The organism is Acanthopleuribacter pedis, from assembly GCF_017377855.1.
Classification (GTDB): Bacteria; Acidobacteriota; Holophagae; order Acanthopleuribacterales; family Acanthopleuribacteraceae; genus Acanthopleuribacter; species Acanthopleuribacter pedis.
In genome coordinates this window covers 58,017-79,475 of record NZ_JAFREP010000034.1, presented here as the reverse complement: position 1 = coordinate 79,475, position 21,459 = coordinate 58,017, and the positions used below count along the sequence as shown (strand labels likewise).

Here is a 21,459-nt window from a genome sequence, read left to right as displayed (position 1 = left end):
CAATGCTCTATATGTGAACCCCGGCCAAACCACCGTTCAGGCAGTCACCGCGTGGTGCGGTGGAAAGATGATCCTGACGAAATCAATAGCGATGGCACTTAGCTTGGCAAACGAGTTTGGGATCAAATCCGGTTCCAAACCCGAGAAAGCACAATCCCGATGCTTGGAGAGCAATTCAAGTCGGGTTGCGTTTTTTGAACAAAATGCATGAATTGAAAACCAGTTGCTCGGCCGAAATAGCGGCAACAAAAGGCAACGGTCGAAAGAGGCAAGATCAACGAATATTCGAACAGAACGCCTTGAGCAAGTCAATAAAATTTCCGCGTTTTTTCAATCGACTCATGCGAAGGTGAGCAAGGTCAACCAAAGTTCCGAGAAGCACATTTTTTGGCAACGACAACCACACCCCCAACGCAAAAACCGGCACCGGGGAAAGGTATCCCGGTGCCGGCGCTTGGTTCTGGTAAATCTCCAGGAGTGAGGCGCGGCTAGCCCGCATTTCTCACAAGGATTCGTCGCGAGAAGCAGAAAGCCTTGTGAGGACGAAGGTTACGACCGAGAGACGGCGCAGGGGTCCGACCATTCGGCGTAGCAGAGCTACGGCGAAGGCGGCTCGACCGAGTAATGCGGAAGGCCGCCCCCTCGTAATCACATGGCTTGCCCCGTAGCAGAATTCCTTGTGAGTAATGCGGGCTAGGCCTCGTTGTTCAACACAATCCGGTAGCGCGCTTTACCGGCCTTTAGGTGGTCCATGGCCTCATTGGCCTGACTCATGGGGAAATGTTCCACCATGGCTTTGATGTCGTGCCGGGCACAGAAATCCAGCATTTTGGCGAGTGTGGCCGGGCTGCCCAAGGGCGAACCGGAAACGGAGCGCTGCTTGCCAATCAGCGAAAAGGCGGGAACCTCAATCGGATCGGGTACGGCACCGACGGTGTGGAGACGACCCTTGGGCGCCAAAGCTTCGATGTAGGCCCCCCACTCAAGATTGACGTTGGTGGTATTCATGACGAAGTCAAAGGTGCCGGCCAAGGCCGCCAACTGCTCGGGATCGCGGGAGTTAACCACCTTGTGCGCGCCCAAGGCTTTAAGCTGCTCGGTTTTATCGGGATTCGAACTGAACGCGGTTACCTCACAGCCCCATTTGTTTAAAAACTGCAGCGCGAGGTGACCCAAGCCGCCGATGCCGATGACGGCAACCCGGTCCGTGGGTTTCACATCAAATTCCACGATGGGGCTGAACACGGTAATGCCGCCGCAAAACAGCGGCCCGGCAGCGGCTGAATCCACGCCGTCCGGCAGGGGCAGGGCCCACTCTTCTTTGCAACGCACCCGGTCGGCAAAACCACCGTGCCGCCCGACAATGGTCGCCTCGGTTTGGGGGCACAGGTTGTGGTTACCCGACATACAGGTGCGGCAGTGCATACAGCTCCCGCTGAACCAACCCAACCCCACGGTCTGACCGACCACCAGGTTTTTGACCTGGCCCCCGACAGCCTCAATGGTGCCCACGATTTCGTGGCCGGGCACAAAGGGGTAAGCGGTCATACCCCAATCGTTTTCCATCATGGAAAGATCGGAATGGCAAATCCCGCAAGACGTCACCTTGATGTCGACTTGATCCCCGGCAAGCGGTCCGAGTTCGTATTGGAAGGGCTCGAGCTTGCCGCCTTGTTCTTTGACGGCATACGCGTTAATGGTCGTCACATCATACCTCTGAATGCAAATTGATCCAAAGCGACCTCGAAAACCACAGACCACCCGGTCTAAATTTTAAAGACAACACCTTTGGGGTGATCCGGGAATACGCCGACTATCGCCTTGGTGAAATCCGCCGCTATTATAGCGCCGGAGCCGACCAAAAAACCACACATACCGCGCAAAACCCAACAAGAACACAGCTTAAACCATGACAGCAACCCTGGACTCAAAAAGACGGTCCGTCACATCCGAGCCGCGGCACAGCGCCGAAAGAACCTAGACCGCCCGTCTTGAGAAACCGCTATCAGGTTGGCACCCTTTGGCGCCAACCTGCACAAGGCCCAAGCGTTACTTGCGATCCTTGAGCCCTTTCTGAACCGGGCCCAAAATCATGGCGGGATTGCTCATCGCTTCCATCGGCATAAAAAAGACGGTGTTCGGGTTGGCGGCCATGCGGTCGAGCACCTTGAGCGAACGCTGCGCAACAAATGCTTGCGTCACACCCTCGGCCAATTTTTTGTTAACCAACACCTGGGTTTCCGCCTCTTTCAAATCAACCTGCTGCTGCTTGACGGCAACTTCCAAGGCGGCCTCGGCCTCCTTGAGTTTGACCAACTTATCGGCCTCCGCTTTTTGGATGGCGATCTCGCGCTCCTTGGCGGCTTCCTGCGCGGCAACAATCACCTTGGGCGGCTGGATGTCGGCGAGGCCGAAATAAATCACGGTGATCGGGGTGTTGTCGAGTTTGCCCTTCACCGCGGCGGTCAGCTCTTCTGAAATTTTTTCGCGGTTGCTCATAATCTCTTCGATGGTGTAACGCGTCATAATCGACCGCACGGTTTCGCGCAAAATCGGCTGCGCGTAGATCTGGTACACCTTGGCCAGCGAAATCATGGTGACGCGGTGATCGTCGGTCGCCTCCGCGGGAACACGGTCAAAAATTTTCTTCATGTTCTCGGGATCGTCGGAAATGGAAAAGGTACCGCGTACTTCCACGTCCAAATTCAGCTTGTCGGAAGGCATGAAAATTTTCATACCCTCGCGTGCGCCGTAATCGGAGGACTCGGCAATAACCAAGTCGTCACAGGTCACGCATAAAAAATTGAGCCGAAACTTGGATGGACGGATCAGGTCGTCCTGTAGGCCGCCCGGCGTTTTGAGTTTGCCCACGTGGGCGGGCGGAACCTGGACGGGGTGGCCACATCCAATCGCGGTGAGCATCACAAAAAAGGCGCAGGACAGCAGCCAGACTCGCTGTTTCATTTTTTTCTCCTTGGGGTAACACCGAAATGCCGGTCGGAACGGTTTGAAACCCGGCCGTTTGCCCGACCCGGATTGCAAAACCCTGTTGATGAAAAGGGGATCTCCTCAGCAGTATCGCACTTTTTAGTGGCCGAAACACGAGGATCTAAAGGACTTTCCCCCTAACTCGGTAAGTGTGAGGCAAAGAAGCTAAGTTCCGCTATCGACCGGTAAATCTTGGTAAAGCATGCGCAAGCGATACCCAAAAAGGGGCAACCCAAAAAAGAAAAAACCAGATCAGGCACAGGGCTTGATCTGGTTTTTTTGCTGTTTCAATTGGGTTTGGGAACCGGGTTAACCCTTTTCGGCGGTGGCCAACTTCACACACAGGGCCATCACGGTGGTGGCCTGTTCAATCGCGGGCAGCGAGGGCAGCGACGGTGCGATGCGGATGGTTCGGTCCTCGGGATCGTGGCCGTTGGGGTGCGTTGCCCCGGCGGGCGTCAGTTTCACGCCCAGTGATGCGGCCAGTTCCACCACGCGTTTTGCGGTTCCCGGCGCGGTTTCCAGGGTGATGAAGTACCCACCGCGCGGGGTGGTCCATCGTACACCCGGCGTGTCGGCGAGATCGCGCTCGAGAATGGCAACCACCTTTTCAAACTTGGGGCGCATGATGTCGGCGTGTTTCTGCATGTGCTGCTTTAGGCCGTCCATGTCCTTGAGGAAGCGAAGGTGGCGCAGTTGGTTCAATTTGTCGTGGCCGATGGTTTCCATTTTGACGTGTTTGATCAAATCGGCATGGTTGGCGGGACTGGTCGCCACCGCGCTCACCCCGGAACCGGCGAAGGTTATTTTGGAGGTGGAACCGAAATGGTAAACCCGATCCGGGTTGCCGGCGGCGTCACAGGCGGTGAGGATGTTTTTGACGCTGTCGTTTTCAGCGTAAAGCGGGTGGTGCGCGTAGGCGTTGTCCCACAAAATGCGGAAGTCCGGTGCCGCGGTTTTCATCGACGCCAAACGGTCGACGACGGCGTCGCTGTAAGTGATACCGGTCGGGTTGCTGTACTTGGGCACACACCAAATCCCTTTGATGGTTTCATCGGAGGCAGCCAGGGCCGCGACGCGATCCATGTCGGGCCCCTCGTCGTTCATGGGTACGCTGATCATTTCCATACCCATCTCGCGGCAGATGTTGAAATGGCGATCATAGCCGGGAACGGGGCACAGCCAGCGCACCACGGGTTCTTTACACCAGGGACGGGGGCTTCCCGGCACGCCAAACAACATGGCGCGCATGACGGTGTTGTGCATCAGGGTCAAGCTGGCATTACCGCCGATAAAAACCTGCTCGGCCGGGGCCTCGAGGAATTCGCCGAAAAACGCCTTGGCGGCGGGCAGGCCGTCGACAACCCCGTAGTTACGGCAATCGGTACCGGCCTCGGAACGGGCGCTGTCGGCATCCACGATGGTCAGCATGGCGTTGGCCAGATCCAATTGCTCGGGCGCGGGCTTGCCGCGGGTCATATCGAGGTTGAGGTTTTGGGCCTTAAGTGCATCAAACCGGGCTTGGAGGTCGCTTATGTTGTTGGTTGTCATCGTACCTTCCTGTATCCATAACGGGGGCGTTCCACCGTGGAGAATCGAACATATCGCGACAAAATAACACACTCAGCGGGCCGGACAAGCCCCAACTTCGCCGGTGCCGGGGTTTGTTTGCGTCAGTCCCGGCGCGCCCCCAAAATGCGGCGGTAGATCTGGTGGGTTTGGTCGGCCATGGCGCGGTCGCTGTAGTGGTTGACGACGGCCTCGGCCCCGGCCAAACCATCGCGCCGCATGACCTTGGGATCGCGCAGGTAGGAAGCGATCACCGCGGCCAAGGCATCGACTTTGTTGGGGGGAAACAAGCGGCCGCCGTTGGTGTGTTCAATGATTTCCACGTAGGCGCCGTGGTTGGGCTGCACGACCGGAACACCGCAGGCCATGGCCTCGAGAATGGTGAGCCCCTTGGGATCGCGGTAAGGCGCGGGCACGGAAAACACATCGAGTGATTGCAGGAAGGCAATTTTTTCGGCGCGGTCCAATTCCTCCAACCATTCGATGCGGTGCGCGAGGTCGGCACTTTCCTTTTTGAGTTCTTCCACGTAGGCGCGGTCACCCTCGCCGAGATAACCGGCCACGCGCAGGCGCAGGTTGGGAAATTGCGGCGCCAAGATTTGAAAGGCGTGGAGCAACTGATCCAACCCCTTTTCCGGGCACTGCCGCGCAAAAAAACCGAGGGTCCGGCTTTTCGAGGCGTCGAAGCCGTCCCAGGAACGGGGCGCAAAATCGTCCAAACCAATCCCCAACCGGGCCACGGCAATTTGGGCAGGCGCCACCTGCAGGTACGCGCTCATTTCGTCGCGGTAGGCGTCACAGGTGGCCACCAACCTATCGAGCTGGGCCACCTGGGCCCGCAACGCTTTCATGGCGCGGGCGCGGTAGGGTTCAATCAGGGCGTCGAGAAAAATTTCCTCGCCTTGGAGCGAGCAGATCACGGGCACATCCAGCGCTTTACGGATGCCGACGCCGATGCCGGCCAACATGGAGTTGGTCAGGTGAACCAAGTCCGGCTTGAAATCATCGCGTAGCCAAACCACCAATTTTTGCAGTTCTTTGTACAGGGGTCCTTGCTCGCCTTCCAACATGGACACGGTCAGGTCGCCCAAATCCTTGGCACTCGTAGAGGAACTAAAACGCGACACCCAATTCAATAAACCCGGTCGATCCAAAAGGCGGTCCAGCGCCCAGGGGGTGCGGCGGAACAGGGACGATTTGGCCTGAAGGTACACATTGATACCGCCAAAGAAAACCCGCGCCTCTGCCTCGCTTTTTTCATCGGTCCGCATCGGGGTGTAGGTCGGCACCAACACCAAATCAACGCCTTGTTTTTTCAATTCCCGGGCCAGCGTGTTATCGCGAATACAACTCCCGCAGTACATACCGGCGGCACCGGCGGCGAGATAGGCGACCTTCATGGCTCCTCCCTTGGATCATTGCAACGACGTTGATGTCTGAGTTTACCCAAAAAACCGCGTTGCGACTTAAGGAAGTACGCGGCTACCAACACATTGTTCCCGATCCCCGGGAGAAAAACCGTCAAAGCGCCTCAAGGGCGGGCGCGGGCGCACCGGCGTCCGTCCAAGATGAAGGCGCCGTCGGCGGAACTCAACCCAACTCTTTGTAAAGCTGTAAAAACTCCTGGGTCAGCTTGTGGTTCGGCGCCATGTGAATCAGGGGCACCCCCGATTCGTGGCTTTCGCGCATTTTGATCGAGCTCGAAAGTTTGGTTTTGAGGACGGGCAGCTTTTCGGCCTCCATTTCCTCAATCATCCGCTTGGGAAGGTTGGCGCGCGGTTGGAACTGATTCACGACAATGCCTTCCACCTTAAGCCGTTCGTTGTGATCGACGCGAATTTCCTCCACGCTGTTGAGTAAGGTATAAATGGCTTCACGGCTAAATTGATCGCAATCGAAGGGAATGAGGCAACGCTCCGCGGCAATAAGCGCCGACAGGGTGTAGAAGTTAAGCGCGGGCGGGGTATCGATCAAAATCACGTCGAAGTGCTCATTGAGACGGCGCAGGGCGTCGCGAAACTTAAAAATCTTGTGTTTCTGTTCCAAGCGACTTTGCAGGTCACCCAACTCGGGCGAAGCGGGAAGCACCGACAGGTTTTCGAAATCGGATTGAACGACAAAATCCTCGGGATTTTTCAACAGCAGGCGAAAACTCAAAAACTGCTCAAAAAAACCGGCCGCGTTGTCGGGTCGGGTCGCCCGTTCCTTGCCCAAAAGGTAATGGCTGGCGTTGCACTGTTGATCCAGGTCAACCACCAGCGTGCGTTTGCCGTGGTAGGCATAAATCGCGGCCAAATTCGCGGTGATACTGGACTTGCCAACGCCACCTTTCTGATTAAAAACCACTCGTCGCATGTATCTGTCTCCTCACCGAAGCCGTCCGCGTGCCAAACCTACTTGGCATCTCAGCGCGCGAGACCCCGCGCGGTGTTACCGCATGTTACGAATTCATGCCGCATCTCGTCAAGCGGGTCAAACCTATGCCGGCCGGGCGAATCGGGTGGATGCCCCGGGAAGAGGCGGGCAAAAACACCGTGAACCAAGACAAGGACGCTTGAGTGTAGATTTTGAAATCGACATTTCAGAACATGACACTACCATATATAGCGCCCTCCATGAAAACCAACACAACAAGAAACAACTGAAAATTTTACATCGAGGTTCGCCGCAAAGGGTCGTTCCCATTTTTTCGACCGCCCCTTTGTCGCATTTTTCGTTTTTTTTGAAACGCCGTAAACAGGCACCGGCCGCGCATTTCGCGGTTTGGCTTGCCCCTCGACGACCTTTTTTCACCATCACGGTGTCAACTTTTTCATGACCGGACCCGATAGTTTTTAGCAAGACAAGAGGTCTTTTTGACAAGGATGTCAAACACATAAGCCACACGGAGGTTGGTTCCCTATGAGTTCAAAGAAAACGCTGACGTTGCGTGAAGTACAGTATCTTATCGCCAACAAGCCCCTCGCCATCGTCAAACTGGAGCATTCCCCACAAAACAAAAAATTGATCGTCAAGGCCCTGGCAGGCATCGGCACCTCGCCCAACAGCCTGGAAACCTTGGCCACGGTTGAAGAGTTTTTGCGCGAGCGCGCCCCCAAGTACAATTTGAACAAAAACGAAAACGGTGCTCGCGAGTTCCTCATTCGCGAAATCCGCAAGCACATCACGGCCGAACCCGCCAAAAAAACCGGTTTCTTCTCCGGTTTGGTCAAAATGGTGGCCGGCTAACCCGCATCCCTGCTTCACCTTTGGGTTTGCCATACCGCCCCGACTTTTTCGTCGGTGTGATCCGTGTGATGGGAACAAACGCCCGGGTGACAACGGTTTTCGTCCGTTTCCACCCGGGGTGATTTGTCCGGTGGCAAGGATTGTATGGGAAAAGGACGGGTCAAACCTGCAATTCAGGTAACAGGTGCGCGCGCCACAGGCTTTCTTTGAATTTGGCGCGAAAGAACCCGAAATGACCGATGGCTTGGCCGTCGGTATCCTTGGGGCTCAAGCGTTTCAGGCATAAATCGGAACCGCGGTAAAAGCTGTGAATTGACTCGGTATTGCGCAGCGACATGTATTGGTCGTCCTCAAAGGAAAGCGAGGTGATCGGCTGCTGCACGGACGCATACAGGTCGCGAACGGCGTCGCCCTCAACACCCACCGAATATTCGCGGTTCATACACCAACGGCGCCACTGCGCCATCACGCCTTTCGGCAAATCGCCGACCTTGCGAAAACGCTTGCCGGGGAAATAGCCGAACAAGGGCAGAGACAGCGGAACCAAGAAGTACCAAAGCCACCAAACCATGCGCTTGAGACTCGGCGAATTTTCACGCCAGTAGCCACTGCCGGTGGCCACGGTGACCATTTTGCGCACCATCTCGTGGTTGGGCACCAGCGGGAGAATTTGACCACCGAGGCTGTGGCCGATCCACGTCAGCGGGTCCTCGTAGCCGCGGCGCTTAATTTCGGCCAAAACCGCGCCGCAATCTTTTTGGGCCCAGGTAAAAATATCGGCCTTTAAGCCGCGCAGGGAACCGTAACGCGAGAAACCAATGCCGCGGTAATCAAAGGTCACCACGCGGTAATTTTGGCCCTGAAGCCATTCGGCGAAGTCTTGATAAAACTTCTGCCCGACCCCCATGGCGGGCGCGATGACGATGGTGCCCACGGCGGCTTGTTCCGGCTCAAAGAAACGGGCGACCAGGGGAAAGTCGTCCTCGGTTTTAATGGCGCACTGCTCAAAAAGCGACATGGGTCCTCCACAACAAGCCGGCTCAGGGCTTATGTAAAAAATTGAATGCGGACTCAGTATAACAGAACGCCATTCCACGAACCTACCGTGAAACGCAAAAAAAATGACACCCAAGTCAGCTTCACTTGGGCCCGCACAAAAAAACGCGGCGCCGGAAGCTTCCGACACCGCGCGTTGCGAGGATTAATAGGTGGGTTAAACCTAAGAAGCGCGATAACTCGCGGTGATTTTGGCTAAAGATCTGGAGCGAAATGGTTTGGGAAAAGCGGAAGCGCACCCACTGGGTGCGGTGAGCATTTTCACAGACCGTTGCAGCCCAGAGGTTTAGCTAAAATCACCGCGAGTTATCGCGTTTCTTAGGTTAAAGATTACAGATCGCAGGTCAACCAATCGTCGAGGGACATGTTGAAATCGGCTTCTTCCACCGTGCCGTTGCCGTCCAGATCGGAGATACAGCTGCCTTCACAGGCACCCATGTCGTTGATCAAGGTAACCATGTCGAGCACGTTGATCGAGCGGTCGATGTTGAGATCGGCGGGGCAGCCGTTGTGGACCGCTTCACCAAACACGGTGAAGGCCGCGATTTCGCTTTCGGCCAGACTGTTGGCCGCGCCGGCGTCGGTGACGTACCAGCGCGCGTAATAGGTGTTGCCGACCGTCAGTCGGTCATTGGGCACCGCGGTGCTGACGGAACCGAAACCCATCCCGGAACCACTGCCCTGCAAGGTAACTTCCCGGCGCAGAAACGCGGCGTCGGCGGGAATGCTGCCGGAGGCGGGCGGCGTGTCGTCGATGACGAGCACAGCGGCGGCGCCACCCAAGGATTGGTCCAGACCGATGGTGAAGCTGGGGTTACCGGCCAAAGGCGGTTCGATGGCGTGGATGCGGGGCACGAAATCACCGCTACCGGCGACGCCGCTGTCTTGAATCACGGGTTTTCGGTCGGATTCGATGAACAGGGTGGGACGGTCAAAAGGCGCGGTTTCGTTGGCGGCGCGGGCGTCGGTCAAGCTGTTTTGCATAAAGGCCACCAGCGCTTCTTTTTCGTCGTCGCTCATATTAAGCGGTACGATGCGGTTGTTTTTGTTGGGCGCGTCGAAGTCACCGCCGCGGTCGTAGAATTCGACAACCTCGGCCAAGGTCGCCGCGCTGCCGTCGTGGAAGTAAGGTGCGCGCAGGGCGATGTTGCGCAGGGCCGGGGTGCGAAAGCGACCGCGATCACCGTTGTTGCCGGTCACATCAAAACGGCCGTTGTCCTCGTCGTTGGGGCGCACACCAATGTAGTGGTAGTTGTTGTCGGAGAAGGTAGCACCGCCGTGACAGGTCGCGCAACCGCGTTGGATAAACACCTGACGGCCCTGGCGTTCTTGCTGGGGCAGGTTGATTTCGTTACGCAGGTCCTGATCGTGGGGCGTTTGGTCGGAAAAGGTGGTCCGTTCGTAGGTGGCAATCGCCATGGCGACACGGACCGCGGTGATGCCGTCATCACCAAACGCCTCGGAGAACAACTCGGGATAGCCGCGGCCATTGATCCAATCGGCGAGGTCGCTCGGAATGCCGGGCGATAGCACCAAGGGTTGGGCGCTTGCCAGCTTGGTGGTGATCTCGTCCCAATCGCGGGTGGTGTGCGCCATTTCGGCGTCGCTGAGCGGCGGTCCCAAGGCTTGATTTTCCAAGGCGGCGCCGTCGGCAATCACCACATTGCCGGTATCGGGATCAAGCAGGGTCGTGCCGGCGCGGCCGTCCCAAAACAGCTCGGGACTGTAGGCGGCGTCGGTGGCGGGTGGCGATTTACGGCTGGTCACCTGCTCCAACATTTCAAAGGAAGACGACCACCCATAGGTGCCGTCGGCGAAGTTAACGGGCACACCGGGTGAGGCGATGACGTCGTCGTCGGTGCCGAACAAACCGTCGAAGCCGGGATTCGTGGCCAGCGCAACGCTGTTTTGCGAACGGGGGTCGGAACCGCCGAAACGAGGTTGGTGGCAGGTGCCGCAAGCGACCGTATTGGTTGAGGACAATTGCTCATCCCAGAACAGGATTTTGCCGAGATTGGTCTTGGCGGTGGTGATGGGGTTTTCAACGGGAACGGGTGGCGCGGGTAACGGCTCAAGCGGGCCGCCGCCTCCACCGCCGGGTTGGGCCCAGAGTGGCGCGGTAATGCAAGCAAAAAAAATGGAGAAACGGAAAAAATGATTCATGGGACGGTCTCCTCAACGTGACAGGCACCCGGGCAAGCTTCCGGGGCGGTGATCTGCAACACAAACTACGGTTGAATTGTGGTGAAAATATGGCGACACCAAGGAGAGCCGGCGCCTTCGAGCACAGCGTGACAGGCAACACACAAAAAGTCGTCTTTCAGACTTTACCTGTAAGATCGTCTCAAAGTTCCCAAAACTAAATAGTTGCCCAAGCCGCGCGGGTCTCGGCGCCGTCCAAAAACCACCGCTTTCCCGCTTAACCCCTTGTTTGTAACAGTTTGTAACCTTGGCCGCGGAGCAGCAATCCGCGCCGGTCACCCGCCAAAACTAAAAAAGGAGTACTCCCGGTACTCCTTTTTTAGATACATTTTTTTGATTCGTTTGGGTTAACGGATGGGCGCCCCACCCCACAACACGCTGTACTTCTCGCAGTGGATCAGCACGCTTTGGTATTTGCTTAGATCGACGCCGGCGGGGACCATGTATTGTTGACTGCCTTTGGTGGCTTTTAACTTACCGAGTACCAGGGCGCCGGTCATGGCGGTTTTGCCGGAAACCCGGCTAAAAGGCAAAGGAGACAGCACCACTTTTAAATCGGGACCATTTTTGGTTTTGAAGTTACCACCGAAGGCGACCACCTGGCGATCCCCCACGGTTTTTATTTCAAAGGTACCGGTTACGGCTTTTTCTTTGGTCTGCAGGCTCCCGGAAACCGGGTCACCAAAAAGCAACATGCTCATCATCAAAACGTGTACCAACTGAACCTCCAACGCCGCGCGGCACGCGGTCAAGAATACCGGAAGAATCAACGGCCTTGAAGCCGGGAGCCTGCAGTCACCCGCCGTCGCCGTCTAAGGGAGAAACACAAGACGACCAGTATTTCATCCAGAAAAGCGGGATTTCGTCTTTTTTTTACAGACTTACTTAAGCTGCCGTTCGAATGACCTTCTTCAGACGCCAAAAAGCGGTACCTTTCACAAGCACGTGAGTCACCCCACATCGCGCTTCGCTTAAATCCGGCATATTAGACTGTAATTTCCCGTTTTGCCAGGACACTTATCAGCCGCAAAACCACGCCCGTCCCGGTCGGTCACCGACCATCAATCCCGTACTTAAATTCCCCTCCCTTATATATATGTAGAAAAGAGGTTCACCATGTTTGTCACGCCCCCTGTGTCCAGGAACGTTTCCCGGACACGCCTGACTTTGCTCCGAGCAACGATCTGCCTCCTGCTCACCGCGCCACTCGCGGCCCAGGTGGATTACGATATTTTGTACCTACGCGCGCCACGCAAAGGCGATGCGGAAAACACGGTATGGCCGGAGGTCTTCCACCCGGCCCGCATGGAAGCGGGCATGGATTTGATGCTGCGCCGAGCCGACGGCAGCGAGGAAGTACTGATTGACGCGGGCAACGGCGCCGTGCTCGACCACGTTTTGTCCTTCGACGCAAAAACGGTGTACTACGCCTTTTTTCCCGACCTTTCCAGCAATCAACTGAACACCCAGCGCAAACGCCTGCCGCGCCAAGGGGCCGACCTGTACAAAATGGATCTGGCCACCCGCGAAATCACCCGCCTCACCTTCGGTGAATGGACCCCTAACCAGGCAGCGGGCAACTGGGCGACCAACCCGCTCGGCGACGGCGACGGCACCAACTACCTGGGTTACGGCATCCTCAACCTCTCGCCCTGTCCCCTGCCCGACGGCCGCATCATGTTCACCACCAACCGCAACGGTTTCCTGCCCAACAAAAGTTACACGCAAACCTGCATGCAGTTGTACGTGATGGACGACGACGGGCACAACGTGGAACAGGTGGGCCACCTCAACCTGGGTTCGGCATTGCACCCCACGGTGCTGATGGACGGCCGCGTGATGTTCTCCTCCTACGAGGCGCAAGGCCTGCGCGACCAACGAATTTGGGGTCTGTGGTCAATCTGGCCCGACGGTCGCAACTGGGAACCGCTCAAAAGCGCGATGACGGCGCCCCAGGTGTTCCACTTCCAAACCCAGCTTAGCGACGGTCGCATCGCGGTCATTGACTACTACAACCTCAACAACAATGGGTTCGGCACGCTGTTGGCCTTCCCCGCCAACCCCGGCGTGGTACCCGCCTTTGGTTCCCCCGATGCAAGCGACCCCAGCAATCCGCCGATTCTCTCCGGTCGACACGGCAACGGCAACCCCTACATCAAACGCTACCCCTTCTCACCGGCGGGCCTGGAAACACTGACGCCTTTTACCCATAGCCGCGATTCAGCGGCGGGCCTGGAAGACCTGGAAAACCCCGACAGCATGCGGGTCGGCAAGGTGACCCATCCCTCGGCGGCGCCGGACGGCGTGCTGCTGGTCTGGACACCGGGCCCGGCCAACGACCTCAACCGCCCCACCCGCGTGCCCTACTACGACGGCGGCCTTTACCTTTTGCCCAACAACGAAACCGCCGACAGCCACCTGGACTTGGTGCAAATCAAAAACGATCCTAACTACAACGAAATGTGGCCCAAACCGGTGGTTCCCTACCGCGCGATTTACGGCATCGACAAACCAGCACGCAAACCCTGGCTGCCCAACGAGGGCGGTGAATACGAAGAACTGCCGGCGGGCACGCCCTTCGGCATCGTCGGTACCGCCGGCTTCTACAACCGCAACACCACGCCCGGTCGCGGTGACGCACGCTTCAACGGCCTGGATCCCTTCAATACCAGCCAAAACGGCGCCAGCCCCAACTGGACCTCGCAAGGCGCGGACGCCGGGCTGTACACCAACGCCGACATCTGGGCGGTGCGCATCCTTTCGATGGAACCCACCAGCCACCGCAGCTACGGACCCGACGGCGGTTGCTGCGGCGGCCAGTACAACTTCACCAACCACGCCAACGAACGGCTGCGCATCCTCGGCGAAATCCCGCTGCGCAAGGAAGACGGCCAAGGCAATCCCCTGCTGGATGGTGACGGCAACCCGGACACCAGCTTTTTGGCCAAAATCCCGGCGGACGTCCCCTACACCTTCCAAACCTTGGACCGCAACCGCATGGTGCTCAACATGAGCCAAACCTGGCACCAGTCGCGGCCAGGCGAGGCCCGTGTTGATTGCGGTGGTTGCCACGCCCACGCGGAACAACCCACCGACTTCAACCTAACGGCCGCGGCCCAACCCACCTACAATGTGATCGATTTGGTCCAACAAACCCCGGTTCTGACCAAAACGGCAGCGGGCGAGCCCGCGCTGACCACCCATCAAACCGGGGCGGTCGATGTGGAGTACTACCGCGACATCAAACCCATCTTGATGCGCTCCTGCGCTCCCTGCCACACCGGCGACGGCGCGCCGGCCTCATTGGTACTCGACGACGAAACCATCGTCGACCGTCAGGAGAACACCTACAACCGCCTGGCCCGCGACAGCGGCGCGACCTACGGCATTCCGCCGGTGATCACCAACGGGACCTGGCGACAAACCAACGCCTCGCGTTACATCCGCAAGTTCCAAAGTCGTCGTAGCCTGTTGGTATGGAAGATTTTCGGTGAACGCCTCGACGGCTGGACCAACGAGGATCACCCCACCGAAAGCGTCCCGGGCAACGCGGCAACCTTGCCCGAGGGCGCCCATCCCAACCACGCCGACTTGGATTTTACCGGCACCATCATGCCGCCGCCCAACGCGCGTCACCCGATCACCAACGAACCAATCCCGGCCCTCAGCGAGGACGAAAAAATGATGTTCGCCACCTGGATCGACCTGGGTTGTCCCGCCAATGCACCGCCGGGCACCGAGGGCAACCGCACCAACCTCGGCTGGTTCCTCGACGACCTGCGCCCCACCTTAACCGTGAGCCAACCGCGCGCGGGCGCCCAATTCGAGCCACTCACCCAAATTCGGTTCGGCGCCTTTGACTACTATTCCGGCTTGGCGGACGGCGGCTTCACGGTAACGGCGGACTTTGCGGTGAACGGCATCCCGGCGGGCACGGATCTGGCGGATCAGTTCGTTCAAAGCGGCGACCATATCTGGACGCTCCGGTTACAGCAACCCCTGCTGGAACTAGCCAGCGGAAACCTGACCGTAACGGCCAGGGACCAAGCCGGCAACATCACCACCGTGAAACGACGCTTCCAGGTAACCTCGAGTTGGGTGAACCTGTTCCCGTTGGAACTGTGGCGCCGCGATCCCCTCACCGACAACCGTTACGACCAAAACAACAACGGCGCGATTGAGGTACTGGACCTGGTTGCGTTCGGCAACGACCAAAGGCGCTAACCCGCATTCCCATCGCATTTTCGCGCCCGCGCCGAGGCGCGATGAATCCCCCCGCCGAGGCGCGGGCGGGATTTATCGCGCCTCTTAGGTTTCAAGTTATGCCGCTTTCGGCTAAGATGCCCATATAAAACACATACAGCGCGTTACGCATGGATGACGTGGGCAACCCGCGCGAATCGCGTGGGAAACCGCCGCCCGAAAAAGGGCGCTTCATCCGAAACGGAGAGATGACCATGTTTCGTTTTCTTCTGACGGCCGCGGTCGCCGTTTGTTTGAGTTGGGCGACCCTGCAGGCCCAAGAAACCGACCGGCGTCGGTTTGAATCGGAAGCCTTTAACCGGAGCGAGATCGTCAAAGACCGCATCAAAAACACCCGCTGGAAGTTCGGTGATTTCTCACTGACCCCGATTATCGGGCTCAACAAAGTGGGCTACGATTCAAACGTATTTTCCACCGACGAAACCCGGGAAGAATCGGATTTTTCGATTACACCCGAGGTCGGCCTGCAGAGTTACCTACGCCTTTCGCCGCGTTGGGTGTGGGCCAACCGCGTGGCCTACAAATACCAGTACTACACCGACATCGACAACCTGCGCGGCTCGGAGTACAACTTTAAAAGCACCATGTACGGCCTGTTTCGCCGCACCTACCTCGAGCTGGGCGCTCAGTACAACCGCGAAAACTCGCGCCTCAACACCGAAACAGACCAACGCCCCTTCATCGAAAACAACGAAGCCCAAATCCTGATTAACCACGAGCTCAAGCCACGCCACACCATCCGCTACCAAACGCGCTGGCACGATCTCGATATCAAAGACGCCGACATCGAGGGTTTGGACGATTTGATTCGCTCGGAAATGCGCCACGAGGTGGCCTACTTCTACAAACCCAACCCCAATTTCTGGCCCAACCTGACCATCGCCCACAAAACCTTCGATTTTGACAACGACCAATCCCCGCTGGAAGACAGTACCTTCACCCGAATCAACGCCGGGTTGCGCAACGAGTTTAAACGCCGCTTCCACTACAACGTCTCCCTCGGCATGGAAGAACTGGATTTCCCCAAATCCTCCCAGGTGAACGACGAGGTGTTCATCTACGCGGCCTACATGGAACAAAAGCTCACGCGTCAGTGGTACGTGCGCGGCGGCGGCCAACAAAACCCCATTTTTTCGATCTTCGACCAGTTCAACTACTTTGTGAACCGCCGCATCTACGCGGGCGGCGGCTACATCTTCCGCAACAAAATTCAACTGGGGCCGGTGCTGGAAGTGGGTAAAAACACCTATGACAATCCGCGTTCCCAAGACGGGTTCAGAAGGGATGACGACCTGCAAAAGTTTTCGCTCGAGCTGGAGCTGCCGTTCCAACGCTTCTACCGCTTAAAAATCCGCGCGGGCTGGAGTGAGCGCGACTCAAGCATCGAAGAACTGAGCGACGAGGGGTTCGAGGTCATTTCCGAGATCTACACCACCCGCTTCTAAAAGGCTTCCCAAACCAGGCTCCGCCGCACATCGCTACGAAAGCGCGCCGCCCCTGACGCACCACTCTTTGCTTGCAGCCATCCCACACGGGCGGCATACTGGGCCGGTGCGCGGCCGGTCCCGCGTCTTTCTTTTTCTTCCCACCGTCCAATGGTTCAATACGCATGAATCAACCCGCTCCACCGCACTCCCACCTCCCCATCCACCACGTGCTGTTTGTGCTCTGGTGTGCCTTCGCGTGGACGCTTGCCGCGGTGGCGCAGCCCACGGCGGCTAAGGTTTCCCCCGACCGCAAACCCCTGGTCCAACGGTTGGTTTACCCGGAACCACTACCCGACATTGCGGCCATCATTCAAGACCGAACCGGTTTTTTATGGTTCGGCCACATGGGCGGCTTAAGCCGCTATGACGGCTTGCGTTACAAACACTATCGCCACGACGGCGACGACCCCGGTTCGCTGGTCCTCAACGAAATTTCCTGCCTGCTCCTGGACGCGCAAGGCCGCCTATGGGTGGGCAGTAAAGGCGGCTTACACCAGTACCTGCCGGCTTTCGACCACTTTGAACGGCTCATCCAAGCGGGTGACCCGCGCGCGACCCACACCAAACGCATCAACCGTATCTTTAGTCTGGCGGAGGCGGCACATGGCGGTTTGTGGGTGGGAAGCGACGCGGGCCTGTTCCACTTCGCCCCGCAAACCCGCGCCTTCACCCCGGTCAAACTCCCGCTCGCTCCCCAAATTCGCCAACGCATCAAAGCGGTGCAACAGGACCAGGACGGCGGTCTCTGGGTCGGCCTGAGCAACCGCGGCATCTTCCACCGCGCTCCTGACGGTAGGTGGCGGAACTTCGCGGCCCTGCCGGAGCAAGGCGGCCTGCGTCATCTCGACATTAACGCGATCTTGGTTGATCGCCACAAGCAGGTCTGGGTCACAACCCTGGGTGGGTTGCACCGCTACGATCCCGACAGCGCGCGTTTTCAGGTCGTCCCGCGGCGGATCGGCAACAATCCCGGTCTGCCCGAGGCCGAAATCACCTACATCGCCGAGGCCGGTGATCGCCGCTACTGGGTCGGGACCGGCAGCAGTGGGCTGGTTCACTACAACGCGGTCGACCATCAGTTCACCGCCTTCCAACACACCGCCACCGACGCCAACAGCCTGCCGGCGGGCAGGATCCGCTCGTTGTTCGTCGACCGCTCCCAAATTCTGTGGGTAGGAACCCGCGACAACGTGGCCAAAATCAATCCGGCCACCGCCCGTTTCGGCGCCATTCGCGCGCGGCCGGGCTCGCGCAACGCCCTGCACCAAAACAATGTCGGCCCCATGGCCTGGGACAATGCCGACAACCTGTGGATCAGTTTGGCGTTCACCGGCTTGCAACGCTTCCACGAACCCAGCAACCAATGGCACAGCTACCTCTACACACCGGAAGCGGCCGACGGTTTCCCCACCCCCGAGGTCTTTTCCATAACCGTGGATGCCGAGGGTCGCCCCTGGTTCGGGACCACCTTCGCCGGCTTAATGACCTGGGATTCCGAAACCGACCGTTTTACCCGTCACAAAAACTACGGCCCGGACGATCCGCTCCCGCGCGCCTTCGCCATCATGGAACTGTTGGTCGATTCGCGCGGTTTTATTTGGTGCGGAACCAACGGCGCCGGGGTCAGTTATTACGACCGCGACAGCAACCGTTTTTTCCGTATTCAGGACACCCCCGACCAACCGTTTTCGACAGGGCGCGGTTCGGTGCGCGCCATGGCCGAGGACCCCGACGGCTATCTATGGCTGGCGTTCATGCAAGAGGGCGTGCTGCGCTTGCACGGCCAAACCGGAAACCGTTCCTTCTTTCAACGCGATCCCCAGCGGCCGCGGAGTTTGCGCCACGACATCATCCACCGGATTAAGGTCTGCAGCGACGGCCGGGTCTGGCTCGGAACCGCCGACGGGCTCAGCCTTTACCAGCCGGAAAGCAACGACTTTCGCCACTTCACGCCGAAACACGGGTTGCCGGGACAAGAAGTGTACGCCATTGAGGAAGACCGGCAAGGTTACCTGTGGCTGGGTACCAACGGGGGTTTGGCCCGGTTCGACCCACGGCAACACCGCTTCCTCAACTTCGACGTCGGCGACGGCTTGCTCAATCGCGCCGTTTCCACCGGGTTGGTCGATCCCAAGGGACGGCTTTACTTCGGCGGTACCAACGGCATTAACCGTTTTTTCCCCAAACATATCCGTGCCAACCCTTACCCGGCCGAGGTGGCGCTAACCGACTTCAAAATTTTCAACACAACCCAGGTCATCGGCGCGGGCTTCGGCCTCGACCAACACATCAACCTCACCGACCAACTGCGACTCACCTACCGCGAGCCGGTGTTCAGCTTCGAGTTCGCTGCGCTGGAGTATACCAACCCGACCCACAACCGCTTTGCCGTCAAAATGGACGGGTTCGACAAATCGTGGCGCGACCTGGGCCGAAAAAGCGATATCACCTACACCAACCTCGACCCCGGCAGTTACCGACTCCACGTCAAAGCCGCCAACAACGACGGCCTGTGGCATGAGCGCGAACAGGTGCTCACGCTGCACATCGCCGCCCCCCCCTGGAAAAGTACTTGGGCTTACACCCTCTACATCCTGTTGGTAATACTGGCGTTATGGGGTTACGTGCGCTGGACGCAGCATCGCCTAGCCTTGGAAAAAGAAGCGGTGCTCCGGCTGCGTCGACTGGATCGGCTCAAGGACGAATTCCTCGCCAACACCTCCCATGAACTGCGTACCCCGCTGCACGGCATCACCGGACTGGCCGATTCACTGTTGGACGGGCGCCTCGGCGAGTTGCCCGCCGAGGTCGACCACAACCTGCGGATGATTCGCGCGGGCGGCAAACGCCTGCTCACCTTGGTTAACGACCTGCTGGATTTTTCACGCATGGAACACGTCGGCCTTCAACTCCACTACCAACAGGTCCATTTGCATGCCTTGGTCGATGTAGTGTTCACCCTAACCAAACCCTTGGCCGGAGGAAAACAGCTCGAGCTCCTCAACGAAATCGATCCCGATTCGGCGCCGATCCCGGCCGATGAAAACCGCTTACAACAGATTTTGACGAACCTCATCGGCAACGCGGTCAAGTTCACCGAACAGGGTTCAGTACGGGTCCACGCGCAAGAACAACCCGATGGTTGGCGCGTCATGGTTACCGACACCGGCATCGGCATCGCGCCGAACAAACAACAACAGATTTTCGAGTCCTTCCAACAAGCGGACGGTTCCATCACGCGTTTGTACGGCGGCACCGGGTTGGGTCTGGCGATTACGCGGCGGCTGGTGGCGTCCCACGGCGGCGAACTCGGCGTCGATTCAGCCCTCGGCCAGGGCAGTACTTTTTGGTTCACCTTGCCGCGCACCGTGCCGGAAGAAGCGGCGACCGTCGAACGGCATCAGCCACCACCGATCCCCACGGCCGGGCTTGGCGCCCAACGCCTGCCCGACCAAATCGCGGCGGCACCGGCGGCGGAACCGCTAACGACCCCACCCGCTTTCGAAGAAACCCGACCCTTCACGGTATTGGTGGTTGACGACGAGCCGGTTAACCAACAGGTGGTCATCAACTACCTCGCCCCGTTCACCTGCGAGGTGGTTACGGCCGACCACGGCAAGGCCGCCCTGCGTCTTTTGGAAGAGAAATCCGTCGATTTGGTCTTGCTCGACGTCATGATGCCCGGTCTTTCCGGGTTCGACGTCTGTCGCCGCATCCGCGAATCCTACTCGGCGGCGCGCCTGCCCATCATTTTCCTGACCGCCAAAAACCAGGTAGAAGACATGGTCATCGGGTTCCGGCTCGGCGCAAACGATTACCTGGGCAAACCCTTTTCGCGCGAGGAACTGCTGGCACGGGCACTGCTCCACCTCAAACTGGCGGGCAACCACGCGGCGGTGCAACGGCTGCGCACCCAAATCGCCAGCGACCTGCACGACGACATCGGCGCCATCCTGACCCGGCTTACCATGGCCGCCGAATGGATCGGCCAAGTGCCCGGACTGGGGACCAAGGTCCACAAAAAAGCCGGGCGCATTGCCGAACTGTCGCGTTCCGTGGTGCAGAGTTTCAGTGATTTGGTGTGGTCCATCGACGCCCGCAATGATTCCAGTCGCCACCTGGTGGTCAAACTCCGTGAAACGGCGGCCCAACTGCTCCCGGACATCCCCTTCGAGATGACGGTCGACGATGCCTGGCACAACACGGGTGTTTCACCGGAGGTCCGCCGCAACCTTTACTTGATTTTCAAGGAAGCGCTGAACAATTTGGTCAAATACGCCGACGCCGATCAGGTCACCATCGCTCTGGGTGCCTCCGAGGGTCGGTTTGTCCTGTGCATCGCGGATAACGGAAGCGGCTTCGATGCGACAACCCAGCGCGCGGGACACGGCTTGCGCAACATGCACATGCGCGCGGAACGGCTTGGCGGGACCTGTTCCATCCAAAGCGGAGAACAGGGAACACGCATTGAAATCCGGGTTCCCCCCACCTAACCGGCCATAAAATTTCCCTACTTTTAGGCACAAATTGCGCGTGAATAAGTGAGGGTCGGAATAGGAAGGTTTTCCATCCGCCGGAAGCCATGTTGCTGTCGTATTCTGTCGTTTCTATTAGCACAGCCGGAGAAACCGACCCGCATTTCGCACGAGGATTCGTCGCGAGGCTT

Annotated in this window: 13 protein-coding genes; 5 read left to right on the top strand and 8 right to left on the bottom strand. The window is 58.3% G+C overall.

The genetic code is table 11. The annotated features are described in order from the left end of the window. Positions 1 to 693: 693 nt before the first annotated feature. From ahr to J3U88_RS27980, 5 genes are all read right to left on the bottom strand, one after another. Positions 694 to 1,707, bottom strand: coding sequence for an NADPH-dependent aldehyde reductase Ahr (gene ahr, locus J3U88_RS35100; RefSeq protein WP_207862319.1), 1,014 nt, complete (start codon positions 1,705 to 1,707; stop codon positions 694 to 696). Positions 1,708 to 2,049: 342 nt separating this feature from the next. Beyond that, on the bottom strand, positions 2,050 to 2,964 hold the full coding sequence (locus J3U88_RS27995) for an SPFH domain-containing protein (RefSeq protein WP_207862318.1): 915 nt from the start codon (positions 2,962 to 2,964) through the stop codon (positions 2,050 to 2,052). 333 nt (positions 2,965 to 3,297) lie between these two features. Next, positions 3,298 to 4,539, bottom strand: coding sequence for an aspartate aminotransferase type Ic (locus J3U88_RS27990; protein ID WP_207862317.1), 1,242 nt, complete (start codon positions 4,537 to 4,539; stop codon positions 3,298 to 3,300). A 122-nt stretch (positions 4,540 to 4,661) separates the two neighbouring features. Continuing rightward, positions 4,662 to 5,957: a glycosyltransferase family 4 protein gene (locus tag J3U88_RS27985; RefSeq protein ID WP_207862316.1), complete on the bottom strand. Its 1,296-nt coding sequence runs from the start codon at positions 5,955 to 5,957 to the stop codon at positions 4,662 to 4,664. 190 nt (positions 5,958 to 6,147) lie between these two features. Further along, positions 6,148 to 6,912 carry a ParA family protein gene (locus J3U88_RS27980; RefSeq protein ID WP_207862315.1) on the bottom strand — a complete coding sequence of 255 codons (765 nt, stop codon included), beginning with the start codon at positions 6,910 to 6,912 and terminating at the stop codon, positions 6,148 to 6,150. 82 nt (positions 6,913 to 6,994) lie between these two features. Here J3U88_RS27980 and J3U88_RS27975 point away from each other — a divergent pair, with 82 nt between their 5' ends. Then, positions 6,995 to 7,375, top strand: coding sequence for a hypothetical protein (locus J3U88_RS27975; protein ID WP_207862314.1), 381 nt, complete (start codon positions 6,995 to 6,997; stop codon positions 7,373 to 7,375). A gap of 83 nt (positions 7,376 to 7,458) precedes the next feature. Beyond that, positions 7,459 to 7,785: a hypothetical protein gene (locus J3U88_RS27970; protein WP_207862313.1), complete on the top strand. Its 327-nt coding sequence runs from the start codon at positions 7,459 to 7,461 to the stop codon at positions 7,783 to 7,785. Between the two features lie 160 nt (positions 7,786 to 7,945). Here J3U88_RS27970 and J3U88_RS27965 read toward each other — a convergent pair whose 3' ends face one another. The 3 genes from J3U88_RS27965 to J3U88_RS27955 all read right to left on the bottom strand — a co-directional run bounded on the left by J3U88_RS27965 (position 7,946) and on the right by J3U88_RS27955 (position 11,762). Next, complete coding sequence (locus tag J3U88_RS27965; protein WP_207862312.1) at positions 7,946 to 8,803, bottom strand: alpha/beta hydrolase family protein; 858 nt, start codon at positions 8,801 to 8,803, stop codon at positions 7,946 to 7,948. Positions 8,804 to 9,171: 368 nt separating this feature from the next. Beyond that, positions 9,172 to 11,004: a cytochrome-c peroxidase gene (locus J3U88_RS27960; protein ID WP_207862311.1), complete on the bottom strand. Its 1,833-nt coding sequence runs from the start codon at positions 11,002 to 11,004 to the stop codon at positions 9,172 to 9,174. A gap of 386 nt (positions 11,005 to 11,390) precedes the next feature. Continuing rightward, positions 11,391 to 11,762, bottom strand: coding sequence for a DM13 domain-containing protein (locus tag J3U88_RS27955; RefSeq protein ID WP_207862310.1), 372 nt, complete (start codon positions 11,760 to 11,762; stop codon positions 11,391 to 11,393). Between the two features lie 448 nt (positions 11,763 to 12,210). Between J3U88_RS27955 and J3U88_RS27950 the strand changes: the two genes are divergently transcribed. From J3U88_RS27950 to J3U88_RS27940, 3 genes are all read left to right on the top strand, one after another. Continuing rightward, a complete protein-coding gene (locus J3U88_RS27950; protein ID WP_207862309.1) occupies positions 12,211 to 15,267 on the top strand; it encodes an HzsA-related protein in 3,057 nt (1,018 codons plus the stop codon). 233 nt (positions 15,268 to 15,500) lie between these two features. Then, a complete protein-coding gene (locus J3U88_RS27945; protein ID WP_207862308.1) occupies positions 15,501 to 16,751 on the top strand; it encodes a hypothetical protein in 1,251 nt (416 codons plus the stop codon). A gap of 164 nt (positions 16,752 to 16,915) precedes the next feature. After that, a complete protein-coding gene (locus J3U88_RS27940; protein WP_207862307.1) occupies positions 16,916 to 21,286 on the top strand; it encodes a two-component regulator propeller domain-containing protein in 4,371 nt (1,456 codons plus the stop codon). Positions 21,287 to 21,459 lie beyond the last annotated feature (173 nt).

Coding starts and splice junctions, on each gene's coding strand:
- J3U88_RS27945 (WP_207862308.1), top strand. CDS start 15,501: ATGTTTCGTTTTCTTCTGACGGCCGCGGTCGCCGTTTGTTTGAGTTGG.
- J3U88_RS27985 (WP_207862316.1), bottom strand. CDS start 5,957: ATGAAGGTCGCCTATCTCGCCGCCGGTGCCGCCGGTATGTACTGCGGG.
- J3U88_RS27940 (WP_207862307.1), top strand. CDS start 16,916: ATGAATCAACCCGCTCCACCGCACTCCCACCTCCCCATCCACCACGTG.
- J3U88_RS27990 (WP_207862317.1), bottom strand. CDS start 4,539: ATGACAACCAACAACATAAGCGACCTCCAAGCCCGGTTTGATGCACTT.
- J3U88_RS27970 (WP_207862313.1), top strand. CDS start 7,459: ATGAGTTCAAAGAAAACGCTGACGTTGCGTGAAGTACAGTATCTTATC.
- J3U88_RS27995 (WP_207862318.1), bottom strand. CDS start 2,964: ATGAAACAGCGAGTCTGGCTGCTGTCCTGCGCCTTTTTTGTGATGCTC.
- J3U88_RS27965 (WP_207862312.1), bottom strand. CDS start 8,803: ATGTCGCTTTTTGAGCAGTGCGCCATTAAAACCGAGGACGACTTTCCC.
- J3U88_RS27975 (WP_207862314.1), top strand. CDS start 6,995: ATGTTACGAATTCATGCCGCATCTCGTCAAGCGGGTCAAACCTATGCC.
- J3U88_RS27960 (WP_207862311.1), bottom strand. CDS start 11,004: ATGAATCATTTTTTCCGTTTCTCCATTTTTTTTGCTTGCATTACCGCG.
- J3U88_RS27980 (WP_207862315.1), bottom strand. CDS start 6,912: ATGCGACGAGTGGTTTTTAATCAGAAAGGTGGCGTTGGCAAGTCCAGT.